The sequence below is a fragment of the Epilithonimonas sp. KH_059 genome (genome assembly GCF_057838485.1).
Window position 1 is genome coordinate 516,461 of sequence record NZ_CM174468.1, and the last position, 24,526, is coordinate 540,986.

General features: G+C 42.4%; 20 protein-coding genes. 9 read left to right on the plus strand and 11 right to left on the minus strand.

The features are described from left to right. Window positions 1–56 precede the first annotated feature (56 nt). Both AC3IRX_RS02340 and glgB read right to left on the minus strand, forming a co-directional pair. Window positions 57–1,475 (minus strand): glycogen synthase, encoded by a 1,419-nt coding sequence (locus tag AC3IRX_RS02340; RefSeq protein ID WP_489210879.1) that lies wholly within the window; start codon window positions 1,473–1,475, stop codon window positions 57–59. A 58-nt stretch (window positions 1,476–1,533) separates the two neighbouring features. Next, complete coding sequence (gene glgB, locus AC3IRX_RS02345) at window positions 1,534–3,465, minus strand: 1,4-alpha-glucan branching protein GlgB (protein WP_489210880.1); 1,932 nt, start codon at window positions 3,463–3,465, stop codon at window positions 1,534–1,536. Between the two features lie 248 nt (window positions 3,466–3,713). On the opposite strand from glgB, the gene AC3IRX_RS02350 reads away from it, so the two are divergent. The 5 genes from AC3IRX_RS02350 to AC3IRX_RS02370 all read left to right on the plus strand — a co-directional run bounded on the left by AC3IRX_RS02350 (window position 3,714) and on the right by AC3IRX_RS02370 (window position 10,182). After that, window positions 3,714–4,670, plus strand: coding sequence for an ATP-grasp domain-containing protein (locus tag AC3IRX_RS02350; protein WP_489210881.1), 957 nt, complete (start codon window positions 3,714–3,716; stop codon window positions 4,668–4,670). 19 nt (window positions 4,671–4,689) lie between these two features. Next, window positions 4,690–5,823 (plus strand): carboxylate-amine ligase, encoded by a 1,134-nt coding sequence (locus tag AC3IRX_RS02355; RefSeq protein ID WP_489210882.1) that lies wholly within the window; start codon window positions 4,690–4,692, stop codon window positions 5,821–5,823. 20 nt (window positions 5,824–5,843) lie between these two features. Then, on the plus strand, window positions 5,844–6,683 hold the full coding sequence (locus AC3IRX_RS02360) for a type 1 glutamine amidotransferase (RefSeq protein ID WP_489210883.1): 840 nt from the start codon (window positions 5,844–5,846) through the stop codon (window positions 6,681–6,683). A 12-nt stretch (window positions 6,684–6,695) separates the two neighbouring features. Then, window positions 6,696–7,877 (plus strand): hypothetical protein, encoded by a 1,182-nt coding sequence (locus AC3IRX_RS02365; RefSeq protein ID WP_489210884.1) that lies wholly within the window; start codon window positions 6,696–6,698, stop codon window positions 7,875–7,877. A 64-nt stretch (window positions 7,878–7,941) separates the two neighbouring features. Beyond that, a complete protein-coding gene (locus tag AC3IRX_RS02370; protein WP_489210885.1) occupies window positions 7,942–10,182 on the plus strand; it encodes an FUSC family protein in 2,241 nt (746 codons plus the stop codon). Here the strand turns inward: AC3IRX_RS02370 and AC3IRX_RS02375 are convergent. Then, the gene (locus AC3IRX_RS02375; RefSeq protein WP_489210886.1) at window positions 10,179–10,838 is read right to left on the minus strand and encodes a 4'-phosphopantetheinyl transferase family protein; all 660 of its coding nucleotides are present in this window, start codon (window positions 10,836–10,838) and stop codon (window positions 10,179–10,181) included. The two genes, AC3IRX_RS02370 and AC3IRX_RS02375, sit on opposite strands and share 4 nt — an antisense overlap. A 51-nt stretch (window positions 10,839–10,889) precedes the next feature. Between AC3IRX_RS02375 and ahcY the strand changes: the two genes are divergently transcribed. Together ahcY and AC3IRX_RS02385 are read left to right on the plus strand one after the other, a co-directional pair. Continuing rightward, the gene (ahcY, locus tag AC3IRX_RS02380) at window positions 10,890–12,203 is read left to right on the plus strand and encodes an adenosylhomocysteinase (protein ID WP_459083838.1); all 1,314 of its coding nucleotides are present in this window, start codon (window positions 10,890–10,892) and stop codon (window positions 12,201–12,203) included. A 184-nt stretch (window positions 12,204–12,387) separates the two neighbouring features. After that, window positions 12,388–13,719, plus strand: a complete 1,332-nt coding sequence (locus AC3IRX_RS02385; RefSeq protein WP_489210887.1) for a PDZ domain-containing protein — start codon at window positions 12,388–12,390, stop codon at window positions 13,717–13,719. Window positions 13,720–13,746: 27 nt separating this feature from the next. Here the strand turns inward: AC3IRX_RS02385 and AC3IRX_RS02390 are convergent, their stop codons facing one another. The 7 genes from AC3IRX_RS02390 to purM form a co-directional block, all read right to left on the minus strand. After that, window positions 13,747–14,673: a L,D-transpeptidase gene (locus AC3IRX_RS02390; protein WP_489210888.1), complete on the minus strand. Its 927-nt coding sequence runs from the start codon at window positions 14,671–14,673 to the stop codon at window positions 13,747–13,749. A gap of 195 nt (window positions 14,674–14,868) precedes the next feature. Continuing rightward, on the minus strand, window positions 14,869–15,495 hold the full coding sequence (locus AC3IRX_RS02395; protein ID WP_489210889.1) for a hypothetical protein: 627 nt from the start codon (window positions 15,493–15,495) through the stop codon (window positions 14,869–14,871). Between the two features lie 308 nt (window positions 15,496–15,803). Beyond that, window positions 15,804–17,333, minus strand: coding sequence for a glutamine-hydrolyzing GMP synthase (gene guaA / locus AC3IRX_RS02400; RefSeq protein WP_489210890.1), 1,530 nt, complete (start codon window positions 17,331–17,333; stop codon window positions 15,804–15,806). A 73-nt stretch (window positions 17,334–17,406) separates the two neighbouring features. Beyond that, window positions 17,407–18,645, minus strand: a complete 1,239-nt coding sequence (gene purD, locus AC3IRX_RS02405) for a phosphoribosylamine--glycine ligase (RefSeq protein WP_489210891.1) — start codon at window positions 18,643–18,645, stop codon at window positions 17,407–17,409. A 64-nt stretch (window positions 18,646–18,709) separates the two neighbouring features. After that, window positions 18,710–20,224: a bifunctional phosphoribosylaminoimidazolecarboxamide formyltransferase/IMP cyclohydrolase gene (gene purH, locus AC3IRX_RS02410; RefSeq protein WP_489210892.1), complete on the minus strand. Its 1,515-nt coding sequence runs from the start codon at window positions 20,222–20,224 to the stop codon at window positions 18,710–18,712. A gap of 40 nt (window positions 20,225–20,264) precedes the next feature. Beyond that, window positions 20,265–20,837 (minus strand): phosphoribosylglycinamide formyltransferase, encoded by a 573-nt coding sequence (gene purN / locus AC3IRX_RS02415; RefSeq protein WP_489210893.1) that lies wholly within the window; start codon window positions 20,835–20,837, stop codon window positions 20,265–20,267. After that, the gene (gene purM, locus AC3IRX_RS02420) at window positions 20,837–21,844 is read right to left on the minus strand and encodes a phosphoribosylformylglycinamidine cyclo-ligase (RefSeq protein ID WP_489210894.1); all 1,008 of its coding nucleotides are present in this window, start codon (window positions 21,842–21,844) and stop codon (window positions 20,837–20,839) included. Before purM ends, purN begins: the two co-directional genes overlap by 1 nt. 388 nt (window positions 21,845–22,232) lie before the next feature. On the opposite strand from purM, the gene AC3IRX_RS02425 reads away from it, so the two are divergent. Beyond that, the gene (locus tag AC3IRX_RS02425; RefSeq protein ID WP_489210895.1) at window positions 22,233–23,099 is read left to right on the plus strand and encodes a DUF808 domain-containing protein; all 867 of its coding nucleotides are present in this window, start codon (window positions 22,233–22,235) and stop codon (window positions 23,097–23,099) included. A 138-nt stretch (window positions 23,100–23,237) separates the two neighbouring features. Here the strand turns inward: AC3IRX_RS02425 and AC3IRX_RS02430 are convergent, their stop codons facing one another. Then, the gene (locus AC3IRX_RS02430; protein ID WP_489210896.1) at window positions 23,238–23,951 is read right to left on the minus strand and encodes a pirin family protein; all 714 of its coding nucleotides are present in this window, start codon (window positions 23,949–23,951) and stop codon (window positions 23,238–23,240) included. Window positions 23,952–24,102: 151 nt separating this feature from the next. Here AC3IRX_RS02430 and AC3IRX_RS02435 point away from each other — a divergent pair, with 151 nt between their 5' ends. Further along, entirely contained in the window at window positions 24,103–24,453 is a 351-nt protein-coding gene (locus tag AC3IRX_RS02435) for a DUF488 domain-containing protein (RefSeq protein WP_489210897.1), read from the plus strand. The last annotated feature ends 73 nt before the right edge of the window (window positions 24,454–24,526 follow it).

The window sequence follows — 24,526 nt, forward strand, 5'->3', positions numbered from 1 at the left end:
GTTTTTAAAAACTTGGCTATCGAGTGTGCTCGTAAAAATCCGCAATTAATTGCATTTTACGCTTCAAATTTCTGATATAAAGTTACATAATTTTGTGCGGAACGCTCCCATGAAAAATCAAAATTCATGTTTGCGTAAACAAGCGCTTCCATCGTGGGAGGATCTTGGTAGAGACTTAAGGCTCTCATCATCGCATCCACACAGGCCTCTGCGCTTGCATATGCGAAATTCAGTCCCGCTCCTCCTGTACTCACGTCCTGAACGGTATCTTTTAATCCACCGGTATAGCGGACGATCGGCACGGTGCCATAGCGCATAGCGTACATTTGATTCAGCCCACAGGGCTCCACGCGCGAGGGCATGAGTAGGAAATCACAAGACGCATAAATTTGATGAGACAGCGCTTCGTTATATCCGAGTCCAAGAGCCAAATTAGAAAACTTCTCATTTAACTCTGCAAGGGAATGCTCTAAGGCTTTGTCTCCTGAGCCCAAAACAATAATATTTAGTGCTCCATATGTTTTCACAATGCTCTCTACGATGATTTCGGGTAGAAAATCCGCTCCTTTTTCCCCCGCAAAACGGCCAATAAACCCAAAGAGCGGAAGCTCAGGATTCAGGCCGAACTCTTCACAAATTTTGGCTTTGTTTTTTGTTTTGCCTTTAAGAGCGTTTTCTTTCGAAAACGTGTAAGGCAAATAAGGATCCGTCTGGGAATCCCAAACCTCCGTATCAATTCCATTGATAATCCCAAAGGCTTTGGCTTTTTCCGCACGAATTAAATGTTCTAAGCCTTTAAACTCCGTGAGCAATTCTTCCATATACCCGCTGGAAACCGCATTAAAGGCATGGGCGCATTTGATCATGGAGGCGAGGGGATTAATTTTCCCATCCCAATCTAAGAGTCCTAAATGAGATCGGTCCCTCACCAAAGGAAAGTAAGAAAGCATCTCCCAATGCATTTGTCCTTGGTACTCTCCGTTGTGGATGGTTCCAAAAGTAAGGACTCCCCGAAGCGCTTCAAATTCAGGGCAGTGCTCCACCATAAAGGGGATTAGACCTGTATGGTAGTCGTGGCAATGCAGAACGTCCACTTTTTCGCCACTTCCACATAAATAATGAAGGGTCGCATGCTGAAACGCTAAGAATTGTTGACTCTCGTCCCAATACCCGTAGGGATTCTCTCGGTCCAAAAGACCGGGAATTCGAACAAGATAGAGTTCAAAACCAAGAGTAGACTCTTTTTGTTTTAAAACCTCAAAAAAATATCCCTTCTGATTCTGATGAATCCACCCTTCGAAAACAGATTCAAATGCATGGCTGTGGACATAGTCTCGGTTGTACCAGGGCATAATGACGCTGGCCTCTATCCCTGGAATTTTATTTTGGTATTTTGGAAGTGCCCCAACGACATCTCCCAAGCCGCCTACTTTGGCGATTGGGTAACATTCCATTGAAAGATGGTAAATTTTCATACCTTATTTCTTTATAGTTGAATACTGCATACTTTCACTTCCCAAAAGGAGTAAAAGCCTACTTCGATCCGTTTGGCAATTGAACTTGTTTTAACACGACAGCACTTAAGGGGGGAAGACTTACCCTATAACTCTCCTTTTGGTCTTTCCATTCATGGGACTCTACACTAGAGAACTCCACTTTTTGTCCGCTTCCTCCATAGCTAGGATCGTCCGAATTGAGTAGAACTTCCCACGAAGTTCCATACTCTGCTCCCAAACGGTACTCTAGGACGCTTGGCTTAAGATTCAAAATCACAAGGATCTGTTCATAGCCTTTGGTTTCAGAGGAAGTTTTCCTTAGATAAGCAAAAACTGAATTCTCAAGATCGTCCGCCTCTACCCATTCAAAGCCCTCCGGACTAAACTGCGCCTCGAAGAGCGCTCTTTGATTTCTATAGAGCGTATTTAAATCCTTCACGAGCAACTGAAGTCCCTGATGTACCTTGTGTTCTAACAAGGACCAATCTAAACTTTGGGAAAAATCCCACTCGCTCGTTTGCCCAAATTCTCCACCCATAAAAAGTAGTTTTGCGCCCGGATGCGTAAACATATAGGTGTAGAGCGCCCTTAGGTTTGCAAACTTTTGCCATTCGTCTCCCGGCATCTTGTAGATCAGGGGACTCTTTCCGTGCACCACCTCATCGTGCGAAAGGGGCATCATGTACCTCTCATTGTCCTTATAAACACTTGAAAAGGTTAGTTTATGGTGCAATTCTTTTCGAGAGGTAAACTCACTCGAAAAATAGCTAAGGGTATCGTGCATCCATCCCATCATCCATTTCATATGAAAGCCTACGCCTCCCTCTGAAACCGGTTTTGTGAGCTGAGGAAAATCGGAACTTTCTTCTGCTATTGTAAGGGTATGGGGGAAATACTCTCCCACAGCCGTATTAAATTCTTCTAAAAAGGTTTTGGCCTCTAAATTTACATTGCCTCCGTGCTCGTTGGGTATCCACTGCCCTTCTTCTCGTGCATAATCCAAATAAAGCATGGAGGTGACGGCATCTACGCGAAGTCCATCCACATGGTATCGATCGAGCCAAAACAGGGCATTGGAAATTAAAAAGGACTTAACCTCCGGTCTTCCGTAATTAAACAAATGAGAATTCCACTGGGGATGAAATCCTTTGCGAGGATCCTCATGTTCGTAAAGGTACGTACCGTCAAAGTAATGAAGTCCATTGGCATCCCCTGGAAAATGGGAAGGTACCCAATCCAGAAGGACTCCGATTCCATTTTGATGGAGCGTTTCAATTAAATGCATTAAATCTTGAGGCGACCCAAAGCGAGAGTTGGCCGCAAAAAAACCCGTGATTTGATAGCCCCAACTCGGTTCGTAAGGATGCTCCATCACAGGCATAAATTCGACATGGGTAAAGCCCATTTCGAGAATATAGGGTACTAGAGAGTCTTCAATCTCTTTATAGCTTAAAAAACGAGAAGGGTTACTCGGATCCCGTTTCCAAGATCCTAAATGCAGTTCATAAACAGAGAGTGGTGCGTTTAGACTGTTTTTTGCCTCGCGCCTGTCCATCCAAGCTTTATCCTTCCACTCGTACCAGGTACTTGAAATTAAGGAAGAGGCCTGCAGATTTTGCTCCCAACTAAGGGCAAAAGGATCGCTTTTCTCTAGGAGTTCTTCTTTCGAAGTCCGAATTGCATACTTATAGAGTGTACCCCAAGAGAGGCCCTCAATAAATCCTTCCCAAATCCCCGATCCATCCCAACGTGGGAAAAGTGCATGGGACTCTGAATGCCAAGAATTAAAATTTCCAATGACAGAAACTTTTTTTGCATGGGGCGCCCAAACGGCAAAATAAGTTCCTTTTTTGCCCTCGTGCTCGAGGGTATGTGCCCCGAACTTTTCATAAAGGCGGTAATGCTTTCCTTGGCGAAAAAGATAAACATCCTCGTCTGAAAATAAAGAATAAACTTTGACTGGTCCCATATCGCTCAAATCGCATTAATAATAAGACTCTAATTTACGAATATATCGCACTTATCGAGATAAAAAAGAAAAAAAGATTTTTGGGACCCAAAAGAAGGTCTTTTCTCAATCGTTACCCCGGAATTCAGGAAGAAAATCGTTGAAGCACCGAATTCCCCGAATTCGACTTTGCCATACAAGAGAAAAGCAATACCTTAGCTTTACACGAACCTATGGGGCTCCACTCGAGTCCCACTAGAGCACAAAGAATGAAGAAAATAGGAATATTGTTCGGCATAGAAGATTCCTTCCCCTGGGCATTTCTCGAGCGAGTCAAAACCCTTTCCCAGGGGGAAGTCCTTGCCGAACCCGTAAAAATAGACCAGTTAGAACAAGGCAAGGACTATGGCTATAGCGTCATTGTAGATCGCATTTCACACGATGTGCCCTTCTACAGAGCCTATTTAAAAAATGCAGCGGCCTTAGGCACCTACGTCATCAACAATCCTTTTTGGAGCAGTGCAGATGAAAAATTTTTCAACAATACTCTTATGACCACGCTCTCGATTCCTGTGCCTAAGACCATGCTGCTCCCCTCCCACAAAAGACCGGTAAACACCTCAGAAACCTCCTTTCGGAATTTATCCTATCCCCTTGATTGGGAGAGCATTTTCAATCGCATTGGCTTTCCCTCCTACTTAAAACCCCATGATGGCGGGGGTTGGAGAAACGTTTATCGCCTTGAGTCAAGAGAAGAGTTCTGGACCCTTTATAGCCAAACAAGCGAGCTTGTGATGATGCTTCAAGAAGAAATTGAGTATGATTCTTATTTTCGAGTGTATTGTGTAGGGCAAACCTATGTCCACATCATGCCATACGAACCTCGGAACGAGCCTTCTTCCCGCTATTTAACAGACCAAGTCTTCTCAAAAGAAATCCACCCTACGCTTTATGCTAAACTCGTGGATTTAACCTTACGAATCAATAGAGCCTTAGGGTATGACTTTAATACAGTTGAATTTGCAATCAAAGACGGGATTCCCTACGCCATCGACTTTTGCAACCCCGCACCGGATGCGGACCTAGCAAGCGTAGGAGATCAAAACTTTGAGTGGGTTGTGGAGCACGTCGCAAAGTTTGCCCTTGAAAAAGCGAATTTGCACAAGGAAGGAAAACCCTTTATCCCTTGGGGTGAATTTGTGAAGGATTCTTTAAAAGACTTTTAATACCTTTATCGCCCAAAGCATGCATACCTTTACCATTGGCATAGAAGAAGAATACCAGATCATTGACAAAGAAAGTCGGGATTTGATTTCTCATGTCTCAAAAATCATTGAGGGAGGAAAAGCCACTCTGCAAGAGCACCTAAAACACGAGATGCACGAATCCGTCGTAGAAATGGAAACCGGCATTTGCGAAGGAATAAAACAGGCCAAAGCCGAACTCTACGATTTACGCTACAAGCTTATTAAAACCGCTTACGAACAAGATTTACGAGTTTGCGGAGGAGGAACCCATCCCTTTTCACAATGGCGAGCTAGCACCATTACAAGTCAGGATCGTTACGATAAGATTGTGGAAGACATGGGCGATGTGGCGCGAAGCAACCTGATTTTCGGGCTGCATGTGCACATCGGTATTCCTTCCCGAAGCGAAGGACTCAAAATTCAAAATGCAATGCGGTACTTTTTGCCGCACATTTATGCCCTCTCCACAAGCTCTCCGTTTTGGATTGGCAGAAATACAGGCTTTAAATCCTACCGACAAGAAGTCTTCGCAAAATTTCCAAGAACTGGGATTCCCAGTTATTTCCAATCCATTGCAGAACTCGATGAGTACATTGAACTGATGGTCAAAACCGGAGCGATCGATAATGCAAAAAAAATCTGGTGGGATTTAAGAGTTCATCCCGTTTATCCTACGATTGAATTTCGGATTTGCGATATGCCCCTTCGTGTGGAAGAAACGGTTTGTTTGGCCGCGATCATGCAGGCCCTCACCGTAAAGCTATACAAACTGCATCAGCAGAACATTACCTTTCGAACCTACCGCCGTCTGCTCATAAGCGAAAACAAATGGCGCGCTGCGAAAAAAGGAATTCACAGCGAACTCATAGACTTTGGGAAGGAATCCGCCGTTCCTTACGAACTGCTTCTTGAGGAACTTTTAGAATTCATCGACGATGTCGTAGATGAACTCGGTTCTAGAGAGGAGGTGGAGTACGCTCGAGAAATTCTAAGGCAGGGAACAGGAGCGGATCGAATCTTGCAGGTGTATAAGGAGACAAACGATTTAAAAAAAGTGGTGGATTACATGATTGAAGAAACCCAGATTGGCATTCCCACGCCCCTAGACATCCCTATTTCAAGTACTGAGTAAAACCTTGCAATCCCGTACAGATGAAACCGATAAGAATAGCCCTGCTTGATTTAAACAACCAGATTCCAAACCAAGGGATCAAAAACGTAGTAGACCTCATTCAAAAATTTGAGTTGTCCTGCCCTCGGGAGATTGAATTAGAAACTTTTGAAGTACGAGTCCAAAAACAGCTACCTAGCGTAGAGGATTTTGACATCTTCCTCTCTTCCGGTGGACCTGGAAGTCCGCATCCCAGTGGAGAAGCATGGGAGGCTCCCTATTTTCAGTTTTTAGATGAGATTTGGAATCACAACCAAAAACAAAAAACCAAAAAGTTCCTCTTTTTAATTTGCTACTCCTTCCAATTAGCAATTTTACATTGGGAATTAGGAACGATAAGCAAAAGGCATTCTTATGGCTTTGGAATCATGCCTATACACAAAACAGAAAAGGGCGACAAAGAGCCCCTTTTCGCCTACTTACCGGATCCCTTCTACGCGGTGGATTCCAGAGGCTATCAATTTATTGAACCGAACTACCCTCTTCTAGAAGCGCGGGGAGTGGAAATCCTTGCCCTAGAAAAGATTCGTCCTCACGTCGATTTCGAACGCGCTGTGATGGCGGCTCGATTCTCACCTCAAATTGTAGGAACGCAGTTTCATCCAGAGGCCGAAGATAAAGCGATGCTCGAGGTTTTGGAGGACAAAGAGAATAGAAAGGCCATGATTGAAAATTTTGGACAGGAAAAATTAGATCTGACTCTTGAACAGGCTCAGGATCCCGATAAAATCAAACTCACCCAGAGCACTCTTTTGCCCCAGTTTTTAAGCACTTGTATAAAGGACTTAACCCAAGAATCGGAAAGCCATCTCGATTCCTAAACTTGCCGAAAAATGATAGAGCACTTACGAAATAGATTCAATTCCGCCTACAGCAAAGAATCTGAGGCGCGCGTACTAGAGGAACTTGAGCAAAGTGCAAAGCAGTCGGCTTCTTTTCGAATTTCGGAAACTCCCATATTCCTACCTCTGTCATTTAAGAACCAATTAAGGTCCACCTGTGAATCGATCCTAGATCAGATCAAGCATTTCTCTAAGGAATCCCTCGAACAGGCGATACCCGAGGAGTACAAAGTTCCGAATTGCCATTCCTTCTCTCATTTTCTAGCCATTGACTTTGCAATCAGTCAAAACAAAAAGGGAGAACTAGAGCCGCAGCTGATCGAGCTGCAAGGATTTCCTTCTTTACTTTCATTTCAATACGAGTTAACAAGGGCCTATGAACGCACCTACCCTTTTTTGAAAAGTTTAGAAAAATCCACCGATGTAAAAGATCCTCTTGCTCTTTTAAAATCGGTCCTTTTAGGTTCCCACGATCCTAAGGAGGTTATCCTTCTAGAACTGTATCCTGAAAATCAGAAAACGAAAATTGATTTTGCTCTGACCCAGAAGCATTTTGGTATTCCCACAGTTTGCATCACGAAAGTAAAGAAAGAAGGAAAAAAATTATTCTATGAACGCAAGGGCGAGAAAATTCCAATACGACGCATTTACAACCGAGTGATTTTTGATGAACTTGCTCATTATCCGGATTTAAATCTGGAGTTTCAATTCCAAGAAGAACTAGACGTAGAATGGGTAACCCACCCAAACTGGTTTTTCATGATTTCTAAAAGTTTACTTCCAAGGCTCAAAGACCGCTACATTCCTAAGAGCTATTTTGCAAGTGATTTTCCCTCGCACGAATCTCTTTCTGATTTCGTTTTAAAACCCCTTTACTCTTTTGCAGGTGCAGGGGTAAATTTAACGCCCAGCCCAGTAGACCTTTTGGAGATTCGGGATCCTGAAAATTACATTCTACAGAAAAAAGTAACCTACGCGGATCTTTTTAAAGATTTAGACGGGGGCTTTTCAAAAGCGGAAATCAGGCTCCTCTACCTTTGCCCTTCTCAAGGGGAAAAACCCGTTTTGTGGGATACCCTTGTACGCATGACCAAAAGCCCGATGGCCAGCATGAGCTTTGCCAAAAAAGAGGACTCTTGGATTGGAAGTTCCGCAGCTTTTTTCGAGCCTTAAATTCCTTTAAAAAAAAGCCCTCAAGAGATTTTTTTAAAGGATAAATTATCCTTAATTTGCCTTGGTGAACTACAAAGCGGAATTACAAAAATTTTTATTCTCTCAATATCTCTACGCAGGGACAAGAATGGCGCTTGCCATCGTAATTCCCAGTCTCATTCTAGCCTACTTTGGCCTCTTGAAAGACTATTTTTTATTTCCACTTGCCACGAGTTTTATCGGGTTTGCAGACCAACCAGGTCCTTTTATTCGTCGCCGAAACTCTCTCATTTTAGCCGTCGTGGCCTTTAGTGTGGCCGCCCTTTTTGCCGCCATATTTAAAAGCCATCCATCTCTTGCGCTCGTAGGCATTATCATTCTAGGTCTTGCTTTCTCCCTTGTAGGAATCTACGGACAGCGACTCATGGCCATTGGGAGTTTGTCCCTCGTGGTCTTCTCCATCTTCCTCGATGGGCATCTCATTGGGGAGAACCTACTAAAAAGCATCGTAATCTACACCCTAGGCAGTCTGTGGTTTGTGCTCGTCTTTCTTGTGATGAGCAAACTTCAACCCTATAAACTCGCGGGGCAAATGATTGGAGAAAACTATTTGCAGCTTGCTGAATACTTGCAAATTAGAGCCAAATTCTACCTTCCTCTTCCCAACTATGAGTCGCTCTATAGCGAGGTGATTACCAAACAGATCGAAATCAAAAATTTGCAGGAAGAAACCCGAGAACTTGTTTTTAAGACCCGAACGATGGTGAACGAATCCACGACCACAAGCCGTGTGCTTATGCTTCTTTTCTTAAATTCGATCGATCTCTACGAAAAGCTTTTCACCACGGACCAAAACTACGAGAAGATTCAAAAGCAGTTCCACGATCAGAACATCCTTCCCTACATTCGCCTTTATTTACTAGGGCTTTCCGAGGAGATCACCAACATTGGACTTGCTCTTCAAAGTGGAATCAAGACTCATCCTATCCGCAACATTGAACACGAGCACGACCTCGTGTATAACGCATATTTCGAATTACGAAACCAGAAATTGACCGCACAGAATCTGCCTCAATTCATGGCGCTTCGTCTCATTCTAAAACGACTTACAGAATTAAAAGACCAGATTAAAACGATTTATAGAGCTCTTGAGCAAGACACCAAAATTGCCAAGAGTTTGTCCTCAGGTCTGGATTTAGAAAAATTTGTTCCAAAGGAAGCTCCCTTAAAACTAAGTATACTAAGGGACAACCTCTCTTTAAAATCGGCCCACTTCCGCCACGCTATTCGTCTTACGGTCGCACTGGTCATCGGGTATTTGGTCTCTCAATTTTCCTTTCTCGGCATCGGACACGCCTATTGGATCTTAATTACGATTCTTGCCATTATGCGTCCAGCCTATAGTGCTACCAAACATCGAAACCTTCGCAGATTGTACGGCACGATCCTCGGAGCCATCGCCGCTTATGTTCTTCTTCAGTTTGTGGTGTCTCCTGGAGTTTTGCTTACCTTGATGCTAGGGTGCATGATTTTATGCTTTGCGCTTTTAAAAGGAAAATATTCCTGGGCCGTCTTCTTTATGACGGTGTACATTTTTATTGCCTTTAACTTTTTAAGTCCAGGCAATGTAAATGGAATCTTCAAGGACCGTATTTTGGATACCGCCATTGGGGCTCTAATCGTTTTTGTGGTTTCTTATTTTGTTTTGCCTCTTTGGGAGCATACGCAGAATTTGGATTTGATGCAAAAACTAAGTCGCTCCAACAAAGCCTATTTCTCGAACGTAGTCGAAGTATTGAAAAAAGGACAAACCAATGTTCACCTCTACAAATTGAGACGAAAGGAGGCTATGATTGACCTCGCAAATCTCTCGGATAATTTTCAACGAATGCTTTCCGATCCAAAAAAAGAGCAGCGCAAACTTCAAAAAGTGCATCAATTTGTAACCACCTCACATCTGCTGACGGCCTACACGGCTTCCTTAGCCCAATACGCGGAGCAGGAGCCTCAGTTTCCTGAAATTGATTTTGAGAACTGGCACAAACGAATTGTGTATGAATTCGAAATGACGGAATGGCTTTTAAAGGGAGATAATTTAGCCCTTGCCCCCTCTCCCGTTCTAGATCCCAAACCTCGAGATCCTGTAAAACCCTTACTGGAAAAAAGACAATCTGAAATTCAAGAAAAAGAATTTTACAACCTGAGAGACCCTCAAAAAATCACCTACTTAACGCAGTTAAGCAGCATTCAAGAAATTCTAGAACTCATTTACGACGTTTCGCACGAACAGAAAAAAACGATTGAAAAGTACTCGAAAATCAATTAAAACAGAGCATTGGGTTTTAAAGGGAAATTTAGTTGGTGGTGCTCTTCAATGATGGCAAAATAATAATCCTCTATTTTCTGCACCCTTGCTACGTACGAGTCTTTAAAATGCGTATCGAAGACCTCACAGCGCACGCTCGATAAATCTTCAAGGGAAAATGGTTCTACTCGATAGTATTTCTTTAATGACCAATATTTGGACGGATGAAGCTTGTAAAGCGCTTCCTTAATCACCCAAATCACGGTTAATAATTCCACTTGAAACTCGCCTCGAGTCCAAGAAATCTCCGAATCGTGCAAAAATTTATGCTCAATTCGTTTGATTTTAGGCATAATCTGTTCAATATCAATCCCTACACGCCTTTGCGATATCGCCAAGGCCGCAAAAGGAAACGAATGGGTGATGGACACAAAAGCATCTTTCGGATCGAGATAAGGCTGTCCTAAGCTTTTGTATAAAATGCGATGTCCGGGACGGTTTAATTTTAGCATTTGTCTCACCATTAGGTATTCCAATCGTTTCTTCGGATGGTAATTTTCTACCTGTTGTTGAGTTTCTCGACCCAGAAGACTAGGAAGATCGAACGCATCGTTAGGTTCGTACTTCCAAAAAAGTATTTGAGCATCCTCGGTGGTGAAATCCTGATAAAATGGCATATTTTGCTGCGCGAGATTTAGTTCGTAAATTTGCAAAAAATATTCGAGATAATGAGTACGGAAACTAAATACGTCCCTTACAAAGTTAAGGACATTTCCCTAGCAGAGTGGGGTCGCAAAGAAATTCAATTGGCAGAGGCAGAGATGCCCGGATTAATGGCTCTTCGTAAAGAATACGGTGAGCAGCAGCCTTTAAAAGGAGCTCGCATCGCAGGATGTCTACATATGACCATTCAAACTGCGGTTTTAATTGAGACCCTAGTGGCCTTAGGAGCGGAAGTGACTTGGTCCTCTTGTAATATCTTCTCTACTCAAGACCATGCTGCCGCGGCCATTGCTGCCGCTGGAATTCCTGTTTATGCTTGGAAAGGCCTAAGCGAAGAAGATTTCAACTGGTGTATTGAGCAGACTTTGTTCTTTGGAGAAGACCGCAAACCACTAAACCTTATTTTGGACGACGGAGGAGATTTAACCAATATGGTTTTTGATCAGTACCCTGAGCTTGCCAAAGGAGTCAAAGGTCTTTCTGAAGAAACGACTACAGGAGTTCATAGACTTTACGAGAGAATGAAAAACGGAACCCTTGTCATGCCCGCCATTAACGTGAACGATTCTGTAACTAAATCTAAATTTGATAACAAATACGGATGTAGAGAATCGGCTGTCGATGCCATTCGTAGAGCGACCGATGTCATGCTTGCCGGAAAACGTGTCGTGGTTTGTGGCTACGGTGACGTAGGAAAAGGAACCGCAGCTTCTTTCCGTGGAGCGGGATCTATCGTGACGGTAACGGAGATCGATCCTATTTGTGCCCTTCAAGCGGCGATGGACGGATACGAAGTGAAAAGACTTGAGACTGTAGCTCCAGTTGCAGACATCGTGATCACTACCACAGGAAACTTCAACATCGTTCGTGAAGAGCACTTTAGAGCCATGAAAGACAAAACCATCGTTTGTAACATTGGTCACTTTGACAATGAATTAGACATGGCTTGGTTAAACAAAAACTACGGACACACAAAATCCACCGTAAAGCCTCAAGTAGACATTTATAACGTGGATGGAACTGAGCTAATTCTTTTAGCAGAAGGTCGTTTGGTGAATTTAGGATGTGCCACAGGCCACCCAAGTTTTGTAATGAGCAATTCATTTACGAACCAAACCCTAGCTCAAATTGAACTTTGGTTGCATAGCGATCGTTATGGAAACGAGGTTTACATGCTTCCTAAGCATCTGGACGAAAAAGTAGCTGCACTCCACCTTGATAAATTAGGTGTAGAACTAGAGACTTTAAGCAAAGAGCAGGCCGATTACATTGGTGTAGAAGTAGAGGGACCCTTCAAACCAGAATACTACCGTTACTAAGATACTCACGTAACTTTTATATAACGAAGCGATTTCATTTTTTGAAATCGCTTTTTTTAGTAAGAATCAAAAACGGCCTAGGGACCGAAGTGGAAGCCACCTCTGCTCCAAATCCACACTCTAGTTCCTATTAAATAATACGAAAACTCTATCATTCTTTGGAATTATTTTGTAATTTCAAAGAATGAAATGGATTCGTTTGCTTTTTCTGCTCCTTGCAAGCACTTTGTTTTCACAAAGTCATTTTCAGTTATTGGGTGGAAAATCTAAAATTGAGATTCCCTTTCAACTCATTAACAACCTTATTTTCATTCCCGTGACCGTGAACGGAGTGGAGCTCACCTTCCTTCTCGATTCGGGCGTAAACGAGACGCTTTTGTTTAGTTTAGAAAATAAGGAAGTGGACTTTAACCAGGTGGAAAAAATGAGATTTTCAGGACTTGGAGACAATGTCCAGATTGAAGGCTTACTGGCGGTAAACAACCGCGTACAAATTGGGGAAAACTTAGTCGACCTTCGGCATAGGATCTATTTGATTCTAGACGAAGAATTCAATTTCTCTTCGCATGTGGGAATTCCTGTCAATGGAATCATTGGCTACCATTTCTTTAAGGACCATGTGGTTAAAATTGATTACGTTCGAAGAAAAATAACGCTTTACGACCCTAGCGATCCTCCAAAATTGAATCGAAGATACTCGAGCCTCGATTTAAGTCTTGAACTAAACAAGCCGTATGTGCAGGCAGGCATCGAGCAAACCCGCGAACTTACCGATTCAAAAATGCTAATCGATTTAGGCAACAGCGATGCCCTATGGCTATTCCCAAGTGTCATTCCTAACTTTCAGTACAACCGACCGAACATTGATGATTTTTTAGGACGAGGGTTTAGTGGAGACATTTATGGAAAACGAAGTCGCATTCACCGTTTGGTTTTAGCAGACCATGAACTGCTCTACCCTCTCACAGCCATGCCCGATGAGTTCTCCATTCAACACTTAAAATTAGTAGCCGACCGCAAAGGATCCATCGGAAGTGAAACCCTAAGAAGATTCACTGTGATACTCAATTACCCTGAAAAAACGATTTCTCTCAAGAGAAACAAGTTCTTCTCAGATCCTTTTCATTTTAACATGAGTGGACTCGACATTAAGCACGACGGAATGTTTTGGGGTGAGGATTTGGTTCAAGTGGAAAGCCAGCAAAAGCCCACTTCCAGTTCGAGTGGGGATCGTGTCTATACGGCTCCCTCCGCTTTTCAGTATCGGTTTGTTTTAAAACCTGAGTACTCGATTTCAGGATCTCGCCCCGATTCACCTGCCTACATAGCAGGCCTTCGAAAAGGGGATAAAATCCTTTCTATCAACGGGAAAAAAGCAAGTAGCTATTCCCTTAAACAAATCTTTGAAGTTCTAAAATCCGAAGCGGGTCGCAAAATCACCTTTGAGATTGAGCGAGACTACCAGGTGCAAACGATCTTCTTCTATTTGGAAGACCCCATCCCCTATAGAGAGTGATGGAGTCCTATTTAAATTCTGTACTTTCTATTTCTTAGCTTCTCTTTCCTCACGAACTTTGAGTCGATTTTCTTGGGAGGAAAGAATGTCCTCCATAAAAGGGGAGATTTCGTCTGCCAACTGCTTTTCTGATACTTCGTTCGAGCTAGGGTCTTGCACAAGGTTTAGCCAAGGTCGCATCTTAAAATCTGTATCTCCATACACAATCACGGGCGTACCGTTTGCAACCACCTCGGATCCGTCAGGAGTAAGCACCCACATATCCGCCCATGAGTACATCCATTTCGCATCTTCTTCTAACAAACGAAGGCACGAGTGCGAGGCATGGAAACCCGGTAAGTCATATTGGTGCCATCCGATACCAAGGGTATTGTGGATATTGAAATTCCAACGCAGTTTCCAGCTTGAGTCCACTGTACTAATGGCCACTTCTTTCTTCCAATTCGTGAACATAAGCCCCTTTTTGGTCGGTGCCCGTTTGGTTCCCATACTCGAGGGACCCCATTTGACTAGTTTGCCATGCTCATAGAGGGCATAGGCCATGAGTGGATAAGAAAACAGAGCGATTTTATCCACTTTTTGCAATAGACCTACTTCTAGTGGAAATGGAGTGTACTTCAGATAATCACTCTCAATGCTTTTGGGAATAATAAGGGAGTCTGCTCTCCATTTGTTTTTTAAATCCAGACGATTTAACGCTAAGATGGTATGCTGCTGAGATTTGTCGTAAGTTTTGGTGAAAACGGCCATCGCAGAATCCTTTGCATGCTTTGACTTGGGAAAAACGAAACTCGTATAGTTCATTAATTCCTTTTCTTTCTTTTTCGGTGCGGGCACCTCTTTTTTAGGCTCCGTTTTCGGGAGCTCTTGTGTTTTCTTTTTGCAACCGATCACCGTGACACTGAGTCCTAAAATAAGGGCTCCGATTGCGAAAAGTTTTTTCCTATGATCCATCTATTTCCGTTTCGAATCATGGTTTCAATTTTGATACCAAACCCAGCTCAAAACGCCTTTACAAGGACAAAAAAACAAATCCTTTGAAAAACTTCAAAGGATTTATTTAATTTTAAATTATTGTTTCAGAATTACTCCTATTCCCTGTACAGTAAGCTCTATGAAAGGTCCGATTCCACTTGTAAGAAAGCAAGATCATTCTGCACATTTAAAATTAGCTAATAAAAAAGCGATATCACTTTTGGGAGCAATTCCTTGCACAACCATGCTTAAAGATTTTCCTTGACAATGAATTGTCTTTACTTTATCCGATGGGTTCTCTGCGGATTCAGGCGCATTTTCGATTATATAGTAATAATATTTAGGGTCTGCTGTGTTCGCAAATAATACTAATTTTTTAGGAGTAATGTGGGTACTTCCGAAATCCTTATAATTATTTTTGTAATTTTTCTTGTCACTAGCATACACAAAATCGCCATACGAAAGGGATTTAAATTTAGCTTGTGAATTGGCTATTTCTATATATTGGCTACCACTTGAAATCGCATTATACTTCGCATTTTTACTAAAAGTGGCACACGAAGCCATAAAAGAAAGCACTAAAATAAAAAGGGCATAATTTAGTACGCCGCTTCGTTGCGTATTCAATCTCTTCCTACCGCCTCCACCTACTTGTTCCATTAAACCTGGTCTTGGAACCCTATTAATAACCTCTTTCAGGGTCAATGGCTGACAAGTTCCTCCTCCAAAGACTTTTTGTCTAAATACTTTCTTAAAATTCTCAAGCTTAAGCCTTTCAATTTGCTTCATTGACTTTTTCATAAACACATAGAATTGAGTAATACTATTGTAAAGATACTAGTTTGTTGCATGCAATCACATAAATTTAGAACTTTATACCAGGATTACAATACCTAATGGTGAACGTGGGAGGAATTTGAAAAATCACATTAGTAAAAGAATTGCCTGAATTATTTCGAGCAATTAAGTGACTTCCTAAAAATCTTTGTCTATAAACAAAACCATTTTTCCTAATTCCAGTAGCACCCTAAAACACCTTTACGAGGACAAAAAACAAATCCTTTGAAAAACTTCAAAGGATCTATTTAATTTAAATTATTGTTTCAGAATTACTCCCATTCAATGGTTGCAGGCGGTTTGCTTGAGATATCGTAAGCAATCCGATTGATTCCTTTTACTTCGTTGATGATTCGGTTGGAAACGTTCTCTAAAAAGTCCCATGGGAGTTTACTAAAGGTTGCCGTCATAAAATCAATCGTGTTTGCAGAGCGAACTACCGCTGTATATTCATACGTTCTTTCGTCTCCCATTACTCCAACCGATTTCACCGGAAGAAGCACCACAAAGGCCTGAGATACTTTCTCATAAAGATCTGCTTTGTAGAGTTCTTCAATAAATATATCATCTGCTTTTTGCAAGATAGAAACCTTCTCTGGATCGACAGCCCCAAGAATCCGGATTCCTAATCCCGGTCCTGGAAACGGGTGACGGTACACCAAATGGTGCGGAATACCAAGCTCCTCACCTACTTTCCTTACTTCGTCCTTAAAGAGCTCACGAAGGGGCTCTAAAAGCTGTAATTTCATTTCTTCTGGCAGTCCTCCCACGTTGTGGTGAGATTTAATGACTGAGGAAGGTCCATTGACCGACTGACTCTCTATGACATCGGGATAGATGGTTCCTTGCGCCAAGAAGCTAGCTCCTTCAAATTTCTTCGCCTCTTCATCGAATACGGCTACAAATTCATTTCCAATCACCTTACGTTTCGCTTCTGGATCCGACACTCCTTCCAACTTGGATAAAAAGCGCTGAGAGGCGTCCACCATATCAATCTTCATCTGAAAATGGGTACCGTAGTTTTCCATTACCTTTTTCCCTTCGTCTAGTCGCAGGAGTCCGGTATCGACAAAAATACATTGAAGTTGATCGCCAATGGCTTTGTGAATAAGGACCGCAGCTACGGAGGAATCTACTCCTCCCGAAAGGCCTAAAATCACTTTTTGATCTCCTACCTTTTGCTTAATGTCTTGAATGGTGCGTTCAATGTAGCCCGTAAGTTTCCAATTCTGTTTGGCTTTGCATATTTGAAAAACAAAGTTCTCAAGCATTCTTGCGCCTTCCTGAGTATGGGTTACTTCCGGATGAAATTGAATGGCAAAAATGTTTTTCTTTTCGTTTGCCATCGCGGCAATCACTCCGCTTCGGCCTGAGATTTCAAATCCTTCGGGAACCTCTTCCACTTCATCAAAGTGACTCATCCACACCGTGGATCTTCTCGAAACACCTGTGAAAAGGGGGCTGCTTCGAATGATTTCGAATTCGCTTTTCCCATATTCTGCTTTCTCTCCCTTGGTTACTTTCCCTCCTAGAAGGTGCGTAGTAAGCTGCATTCCGTAGCAAATTCCAAGAATTGGAATTCCTGCATCGAAAAGAGCTTTGTCGATTAAATGCGCCTGTTCTGAATTCACAGAACTAGGTCCTCCCGAAAGAATAATTCCCACTGGGTTTTTCTCAAGAATGGTTTCGAGTGGCGTATGGTAAGGGATAATTTCCGAATAGACTTCCATCTCCCGGATTCGACGTCCAATTAACTGATTGTACTGGCTTCCAAAATCCAGAATAAGAATACCATTTTTCATAGGTAAAAGTTGGTGATTTATAAAGAAGAATCCTTAGGAGTCCCGAGATTGGAACTCCAAAGAATCCTTAAAATTAAAATTTAGCGATGTCCTCACGGTAAAAACCGTAATCAAAGTTTACAGGCAAGGCATCTTTATATACTTTGTTTCTTGCCTCCTCATAGGTGTCTCCTGTGGCAACAAGGTTTAAAACCCTACCTCCCGTGGTAACCACTCGGTCCGCATGACGCGCTGCCCCTGCAAAAAGAACTTGGCTGTCTTTCACATGGTCTAACCCGTGAATTTCAAAACCGGTTTCAATGTTTCGAGGATAGCCCCCTGAACACATCACAAGGCATACGGCTTTTTTATCAGAGAATTTAAGTTCCACTTCTTTTCCTGCAAGACAGTCCTGGATCACATCAAGTAATTTGTTTTCCATAAGGGGTAAAATCACTTGCGTTTCTGGATCTCCCATACGCATATTGTATTCTAGAAGATAACATCCTTTTTTCGTGATCATAAGACCAAAGAAGATAAATCCTTTAAAATCCAAAAGCTCTGCTTTTAATCCCTCCATTGTAGGGGCTAGAATTAACTCTTCAAAGTCTTTCTGATGCTGGGCTGTAAACTGAGGACTTGGAGCTACGCTTCCCATTCCTCCGGTGTTTGCGCCGCGATCTCCGTCCGCCACTTTCTTGTAATCTTTTACAGGGATGCAAGTAAAAATCTTACTTCCGTTAGAAAAACCAATAATAGAGGCTTCGAATCCTTCTAGGTATTCCTCAATGACCAGCTGAATTCCTGCATCTCCGTAAATTCTACGGATCATAAAGTCATGAATCGTTGCCTGCGCTTCTTCCAACGTATCGCAAATTACAACTCCTTTCCCTCCGGCAAGGCCACTGGCTTTGATCACGAGGGGATACTCATGCTTCTCAATCGCCGTTTTCGCAGCTTCATAAGAATCCACTATTTGAGCCGAGGCTGTTTTAATTCCATAGGTTTGCATGAATTTCTTAGAGAAAGCCTTGCTTCCTTCCAAATGAGCAGCTCGTTGTTTGGCTCCGAAAATCGGCAATCCGTGCGCTCTAAATTCATCCACAATCCCTGCCACCAAGGGAGCCTCAGGTCCTACAATTGTAAGATCAATTTGTTCTTTTATGGCTAAGTTTCTTAATTCCACGACACTGGATTCAGGAACGTTTTTTCCTAAAGCATCGGTCGTTGCGTTGCCTTTCGCGAAGAACATTTTGGTTACTCTTGGATCGGCTTTCAATTTTATTGCGAGGGCAGATTCTCTACCGCCTTCTCCTACTATTAGTACTCTCATAGTGTTATTGTATTCATATTTGCGTAAGACAAACTTACGGTTTTTGTTGTTTTATCTGGAAAGCTTAATGCAAAAAGTGGCGCATTTTTGTAAACACCATTGGAATGCTATGTTCATTGGCAGCCTCGATGCTTTCTTCATCTCTTAAACTTCCACCCGGCTGAATCATCGCTTTAATATCCATCTTAGCGCAGTAATCTACCACATCTCTAAAAGGGAAAAAGGCGTCCGAAGCCAAAACCAGTTCTCCGTCGAATTTTTCTTTCGCTCTCGTGATTGCCTGCTCTGTGGCCCAGATTCGATTCACTTGCCCTCCGCCGATGCCTAAGGCCTGGGTTCCGTTCGAAACCACAATCGCATTGGACTTCACATACTTAACCACTCTTTGAGCAAAAAGAAGCGCTTTCTTCTGCTCTTCTGAGGGTTTAAATACAGTCACAACTTCTAAATCCTGAGAGAAGCTTGAATCGGTGTCTTGAATTAACATTCCCCCGTCAATCTTCACCCATGTTTTTTGATCCACAAGAGGATTGGTAATTTGAATGACTCTTAAGTTTTTCTTTTGATTTAAGACCTCCAGTGCATCTGAGTCAAACTCAGGTGCCATCACGATTTCTAAAAAGGTCTTATTCAGTTCTTCTGCTGTGGCTTTATCCACTTTGTAATTCATAGCGACAATCCCTCCAAAAATGGAAACGGGATCGCATTCAAAGGCTTTCTTATACGTATCTACCGCCGTTTCTCCTACAGCCACGCCGCAAGGAGTGGAGTGTTTTACTGCGCAGCACGCTTTCTCGTCCTTGAATTCCTGTACGACTTTCCAACAAAGATCCATGTCGCGCAGATTGTTAAACGAAAGTTCTTTTCCTCCCAACTGCTTAAAATCTTTCATCGCCCCATTTTCAAAAGTCGACACATAATAGGCCGCCGCTTGATGAGGGTTTTCTCCGTAGCGAAGATCGGCTACTTTTTGATAGGATGCATTTAAATACGCTGGGGACGGGTCGTCTAGCAGCATACTTGCGATGGCCGCATCGTACGCAGAGGTTAAATTAAATACCTTCCCTGCCAATTCTTTTCTCGTCTCTTGCGTGGTATTTCCTTCGGAAGCAATTTGCTCCATTACCTTTTTGTAATCTGCAGTGTCCGTCAAAACCGTCACACTGTCGAAGTTTTTCGCAGCTGAACGAAGCATAGAGGGACCTCCAATATCAATAAATTCTACTTTCTCTGCAAGAGAAATATCTTTGTTTACATTTTGAAAAAACGGATACAAATTCACAACCACGAGGTCGATCAGACCAATTTCATGGTCGATCACCGTTTGCATATGTTCTTTGTTGCCACGAACCGCGAGTAGGCCTCCGTGAACTTTAGGATGCAGAGTTTTAACTCTTCCGTCTAGCATTTCAGGGAAATCGGTCACCTCTTCAATGCCGATCGGATGAAGTCCTGCCTCACTTAAAAATTTAAAAGTTCCTCCCGTGGAAATAAGTTCGTACTGGTTCGCCTCTAGAAATTGAGCAAGCTCTACGAGTCCCCCTTTGTCTGAGACGCTTAATAACGCGCGTTTTTTCATTCGATTCAATATTTACTTTTAATAAGATAGTTTCTCTTTTTTACTTTCGTTCTTGGTTTAAAACCTTTTGAATGGCCAAAGGAAAGATCCGGTATTCAACTGCATGTACTTTCTCAGCCAAAGATTCGGGAGTCTCACCCTCTTCCAGAGAAAAGGCTTCTTGTAGAATGACTTCTCCAAGATCGACTTCTGGACTCACGTAATGAACCGAGGCCCCGCTTTCTTTGTCGCCAGATTCTATAACGGACTGATGTACTTTTGGCCCCCACATACCTGCGCCTCCATGCCTAGGCAAAAGAGAGGGATGAAGATTGATGATTCGACCTTCAAAACGCTCGCAAAATTCCTTGTTCAGTATGGACAAGAACCCTGCCAGTACAATAAGATCTGTCTTTACAGGAATGAGTTCGCTCACTTGGTCGCTCAATTCTTTTCCTCGCGGTACGATAAAGGATTCAATCCCCCATTTTTCCGCTCTTTTTAAGGCGTAGCAGTCCCGGTCCGCAATCACACGACTCACTCTTGCGCCCGTGATTCCACCCTCTTCAATGCATTTAAGAATTTGCTCTAAATTGGTTCCTCCTCCAGAGACCAAAACAATTATATTTTTCATTATGCCTTTTGGTTTCCAAAAACCAAATCAATTTTTTCTGCACCTTCTGTAATGTCTCCAATTGTGTAAGAATCTGGAAGAAGTTCAAGTACCTTTGATTCTAAACTAGGATCCACTACCACTACCATGCCCACTCCCATATTAAAGGTACCGTGCATTTCTAGGCGCTCAATTCCGCCTCGCTTTTCTAACTCTAGCATTACGCTTGGCACTTGGATCAAATTCTCCTCAATGCGAGCGCACAATCCTTCTGGAATAATGCGAGGTACGTTTTCAATAAGTCCCCCACCGGTAATGTGAGCGATTCCATTTAAAGCAAGTTCAGAGCGAAGGGTCTTGATGGATTGGTAATAAAGTTTGGTTGGAACTAGAAGTGTCTCATGCAAAGGCTTCCCTTCAAAGGTTTCATGGAAGTCTGGGAATACTTTTCGAACGAGTGAAAATCCATTGCTATGAAATCCTGAACTCGGCAAGGCAATAATTTTATCCCCACGCTTAATAGCGGAGCCGTCAATGATTTCATCTTTTTCCACAATCCCTACACAGAATCCTGCCACATCGTAGTCTCCTACTTGGTACATACCTGGCATTTCTGCGGTTTCTCCACCAATTAGGGAACATTCATTGTCTTTGCAAGCATTGACCATTCCCATGACAATTTCTGCTGCGACCTCCGAGTCGAGCTTCCCACAAGCGAGGTAATCGAGAAAAAACAAAGGTTTCGCTCCGTGGCATACAATATCGTTTGCACACATCGCGAAACAATCAATACCAATGGAACTGTACTGTTTTGTATCTAAGGCCACTTTTAGTTTGGTTCCGACTCCGTCGGTACCCGAAACTAAGACTGGATTTTTATACCCGCCAATTTCATAAAACGCTCCAAAGCTTCCTAAATTGTTGAGGACATTTTTATTGTGGGTACTTGCAACGGCAGACTTAATCTTATCTACTGTTTTATACCCTTCCTCTTTATCTACACCTGCGGATTTGTACGTATTGCTCATATTAAATGCTCATTTTCTCGCCTTTGCTTTTTTGAAAGGACGCATTAAAGTTACTAAATTCAACTAAAATCAGGATTCTTGAACCTGTTCTCCGCTCAGGTACCTTAAATAAAAAAGCCGACTATCCTAAGACCATCGGCGTCAACTTTTACTCAGCACATGTGCATGACTCATTCGTATGGAATTTCACCGACTGAAAATGGCATGGAGACTGATTCAAAACTCTTAAATTTTACTTCTGCGAAAATAAGGGTTTTTAGGCTCATTAAAAAATAATTACGGCAATTAATCCACTTAGAATTTTGAACCATGGATTTTAGAAGTGTTTTGCGAGGTTTTGTAAATTAATTTCCCAAGAAAAAGTTATTTTTGCATATATTAAAAATTTATGGCATCTGGATTTTTCGCAATACTTGACGACATCGCAGCGTTAATGGACGACGTTGCCGTCGCATCTAAAGTCGCAACCAAACAAACTGCAGGAATCCTTGGCGATGACTTAGCGGTCAATGCAGAAAAAGCAACGGGATTCCTCTCCTCACGGGAGGTACCTGTACTGCTTTCCATTATGAAAGGATCCTTTGTGAACAAACTCATAATTGTTCCCATTGCTTTTGTCCTTCAAGCGCTTTACCCTCCTGCTATCACCATCATCCTCATTTTTGGAGGACTTTATCTCGCCTACGAAGGAATGGAGAAAATTGTAGAGTTTCTTTTTCACCGATCTAAAAAAGGAGAAGAGGTCATAGAAGAACAAAACACGAGCGATTCAGAGAACGAGAAAGCAAAAATCAAATCTGCGGTGTCTACAGACTTTATCCTCTCCATTGAAATTGTCATCATTGCACTGGGAACGGTTTTGCATCAGTCTTTAATGATTCAAATTATCACGGTCTCAGTCGTGGCCATCATAGCAACCCTTGGCGTCTATGGAATTGTCGCTGTGATTGTAAGAATGGACGATGTGGGCTACAAGCTTATTAAAAGATCAGAGGGCGACGGAATCTTTAGAACCCTTGGAGAAATTTTAGTCAAAGCTTTGCCCATCGTCATTAAAGCCCTTGGAATCATTGGAACGATTGCCCTACTGCTTGTCTCGGGAGGGATTTTCGATCACAATGTGGAATTCATCCACAACAGCTTCCCAGAAATCCCAGGGATGATTAAACAACTTATATTAGGCATTATCGCAGGACTTCTTATGGTTATTCTTTTAGCAGTAGGAAAAAAGCTTCTTCCTAAAAAGAAAGCTTAAGGTTGAATTGGAAGAAGGTAAAAAGCCGTCTCGATACTTAATCGAGACGGCTTTTCCTTCTTTATTAACTAATTTGTGATTTGGCTTCAAAGGGGACGACTTTGGTGATTGGTCCCTTCTGTACAGGTTTCAACTCTTCTAGAACTGCATAGGCACTTCCATAAGTAGGATTTCTGAATCCGCTAGCGCTTCCAATTCAAAATCACTTAAAGATTCTAGTCCTACGGCATCTCTTTCTGAGAGTTCAATATCTCCGATTTTCGCACTTCCTTTTAGAACAAAGACAAAAACACCGTTTCCTTCTTTGTTTATGGTGTACTTTCTAGACGTTCCGGTTGAAAATTTTGCAAGATTAAACCAAGCATCTTGGTGAATCCAAACCCCTGGATCCTCTGGACTTGGAGAAAGAATTTGTTGAAATTCATTTGGAGTTGCATTCTTTTCAATGTCGATTTGATCGTAACGAGGAGTCACCCCCATCTTATTAGGTACGATCCAAATTTGAAGGAATTTCACAGGTTCGTTCGCATTCTTATTGTACTCACTGTGCATCACTCCCGTTCCGGCGCTCATCACTTGGATTTCGCCTTTGCGGATGACCGCTGTAGTTCCCATGGAGTCTTTGTGCTCAAGATCTCCTTCTAAAGGAATGGAAATAATTTCCATATCGCGGTGCGGGTGAGTTCCAAAACCCATCCCTGGAGTTACGGTATCGTCATTGAGTACGCGCAATGCGCCAAAACTCATTCTCTCTGGGTTGTAGTAATTCGCAAAACTGAACGTATGAAAACTCTTAAGCCATCCGTGGTCAGCCATTCCTCTAGAGTCTGCTTTAAAAATTGTTGATTTCATAATGTATGTATATAGGTTAATTTGGTACTGCAAAGATGCGCATTAGATCCCTGCGGTGCATTGACCTACGATAAGAAAGCACGGTCGTAATCCCCCCTTTTAAAATCAAAATCGTAACTTTCGTAAAGAAAACCGCTAAGGGTAAGAAAAAATGAAAATAAGAACCAAACGAACCTATGACGATATCGAACCGCAGGAGGAGTTTCGGGTGCTGGCTGATCGATTGTGGCCGCGAGGCCTCAAGAAATCCGATGCTCAAATCGATTATTGGGCGAAGGAAATTTCTCCTACGACAGCCTTAAGGCAGTCCTACCATAAGGAGGAAGTTACTTATGAAGAGTTCTCGATGCTATACCGTGAGGAGCTAGAAGCGAATCCTAATTCTCTTCCCTTCCTAGACCTACTTAAAGCCCACGATGTAATCACGCTACTTACTTCGAGAAAACCGATTGAAAAAAGTGAACTCCCGACCTTAAAGGAGTTTATTGAAAAATACCAGTGAATTTCTTTATAGATATAGAAGTATCGAAAAATCACATTCTCCGCAGAAGGCAATAGCCTATTTGGAGAATGTG

What these genes read in the sequence shown, in the direction of transcription:
- AC3IRX_RS02430 (WP_489210896.1), bottom strand. Translation starts at nt 23,951, where the DNA reads ATGAAATCAACAATTTTTAAAGCAGACTCTAGAGGAATGGCTGACCAC.
- AC3IRX_RS02365 (WP_489210884.1), top strand. Translation starts at nt 6,696, where the DNA reads ATGATAGAGCACTTACGAAATAGATTCAATTCCGCCTACAGCAAAGAA.
- AC3IRX_RS02435 (WP_489210897.1), top strand. Translation starts at nt 24,103, where the DNA reads ATGAAAATAAGAACCAAACGAACCTATGACGATATCGAACCGCAGGAG.
- glgB (WP_489210880.1), bottom strand. Translation starts at nt 3,465, where the DNA reads ATGGGACCAGTCAAAGTTTATTCTTTATTTTCAGACGAGGATGTTTAT.
- purM (WP_489210894.1), bottom strand. Translation starts at nt 21,844, where the DNA reads ATGAGCAATACGTACAAATCCGCAGGTGTAGATAAAGAGGAAGGGTAT.
- guaA (WP_489210890.1), bottom strand. Translation starts at nt 17,333, where the DNA reads ATGAAAAATGGTATTCTTATTCTGGATTTTGGAAGCCAGTACAATCAG.
- AC3IRX_RS02350 (WP_489210881.1), top strand. Translation starts at nt 3,714, where the DNA reads ATGAAGAAAATAGGAATATTGTTCGGCATAGAAGATTCCTTCCCCTGG.
- ahcY (WP_459083838.1), top strand. Translation starts at nt 10,890, where the DNA reads ATGAGTACGGAAACTAAATACGTCCCTTACAAAGTTAAGGACATTTCC.
- AC3IRX_RS02340 (WP_489210879.1), bottom strand. Translation starts at nt 1,475, where the DNA reads ATGAAAATTTACCATCTTTCAATGGAATGTTACCCAATCGCCAAAGTA.
- AC3IRX_RS02355 (WP_489210882.1), top strand. Translation starts at nt 4,690, where the DNA reads ATGCATACCTTTACCATTGGCATAGAAGAAGAATACCAGATCATTGAC.
- purH (WP_489210892.1), bottom strand. Translation starts at nt 20,224, where the DNA reads ATGAAAAAACGCGCGTTATTAAGCGTCTCAGACAAAGGGGGACTCGTA.
- AC3IRX_RS02425 (WP_489210895.1), top strand. Translation starts at nt 22,233, where the DNA reads ATGGCATCTGGATTTTTCGCAATACTTGACGACATCGCAGCGTTAATG.
- AC3IRX_RS02395 (WP_489210889.1), bottom strand. Translation starts at nt 15,495, where the DNA reads ATGAAAAAGTCAATGAAGCAAATTGAAAGGCTTAAGCTTGAGAATTTT.
- AC3IRX_RS02385 (WP_489210887.1), top strand. Translation starts at nt 12,388, where the DNA reads ATGAAATGGATTCGTTTGCTTTTTCTGCTCCTTGCAAGCACTTTGTTT.
- purD (WP_489210891.1), bottom strand. Translation starts at nt 18,645, where the DNA reads ATGAGAGTACTAATAGTAGGAGAAGGCGGTAGAGAATCTGCCCTCGCA.
- AC3IRX_RS02360 (WP_489210883.1), top strand. Translation starts at nt 5,844, where the DNA reads ATGAAACCGATAAGAATAGCCCTGCTTGATTTAAACAACCAGATTCCA.
- AC3IRX_RS02390 (WP_489210888.1), bottom strand. Translation starts at nt 14,673, where the DNA reads ATGGATCATAGGAAAAAACTTTTCGCAATCGGAGCCCTTATTTTAGGA.
- AC3IRX_RS02375 (WP_489210886.1), bottom strand. Translation starts at nt 10,838, where the DNA reads ATGCCATTTTATCAGGATTTCACCACCGAGGATGCTCAAATACTTTTT.
- purN (WP_489210893.1), bottom strand. Translation starts at nt 20,837, where the DNA reads ATGAAAAATATAATTGTTTTGGTCTCTGGAGGAGGAACCAATTTAGAG.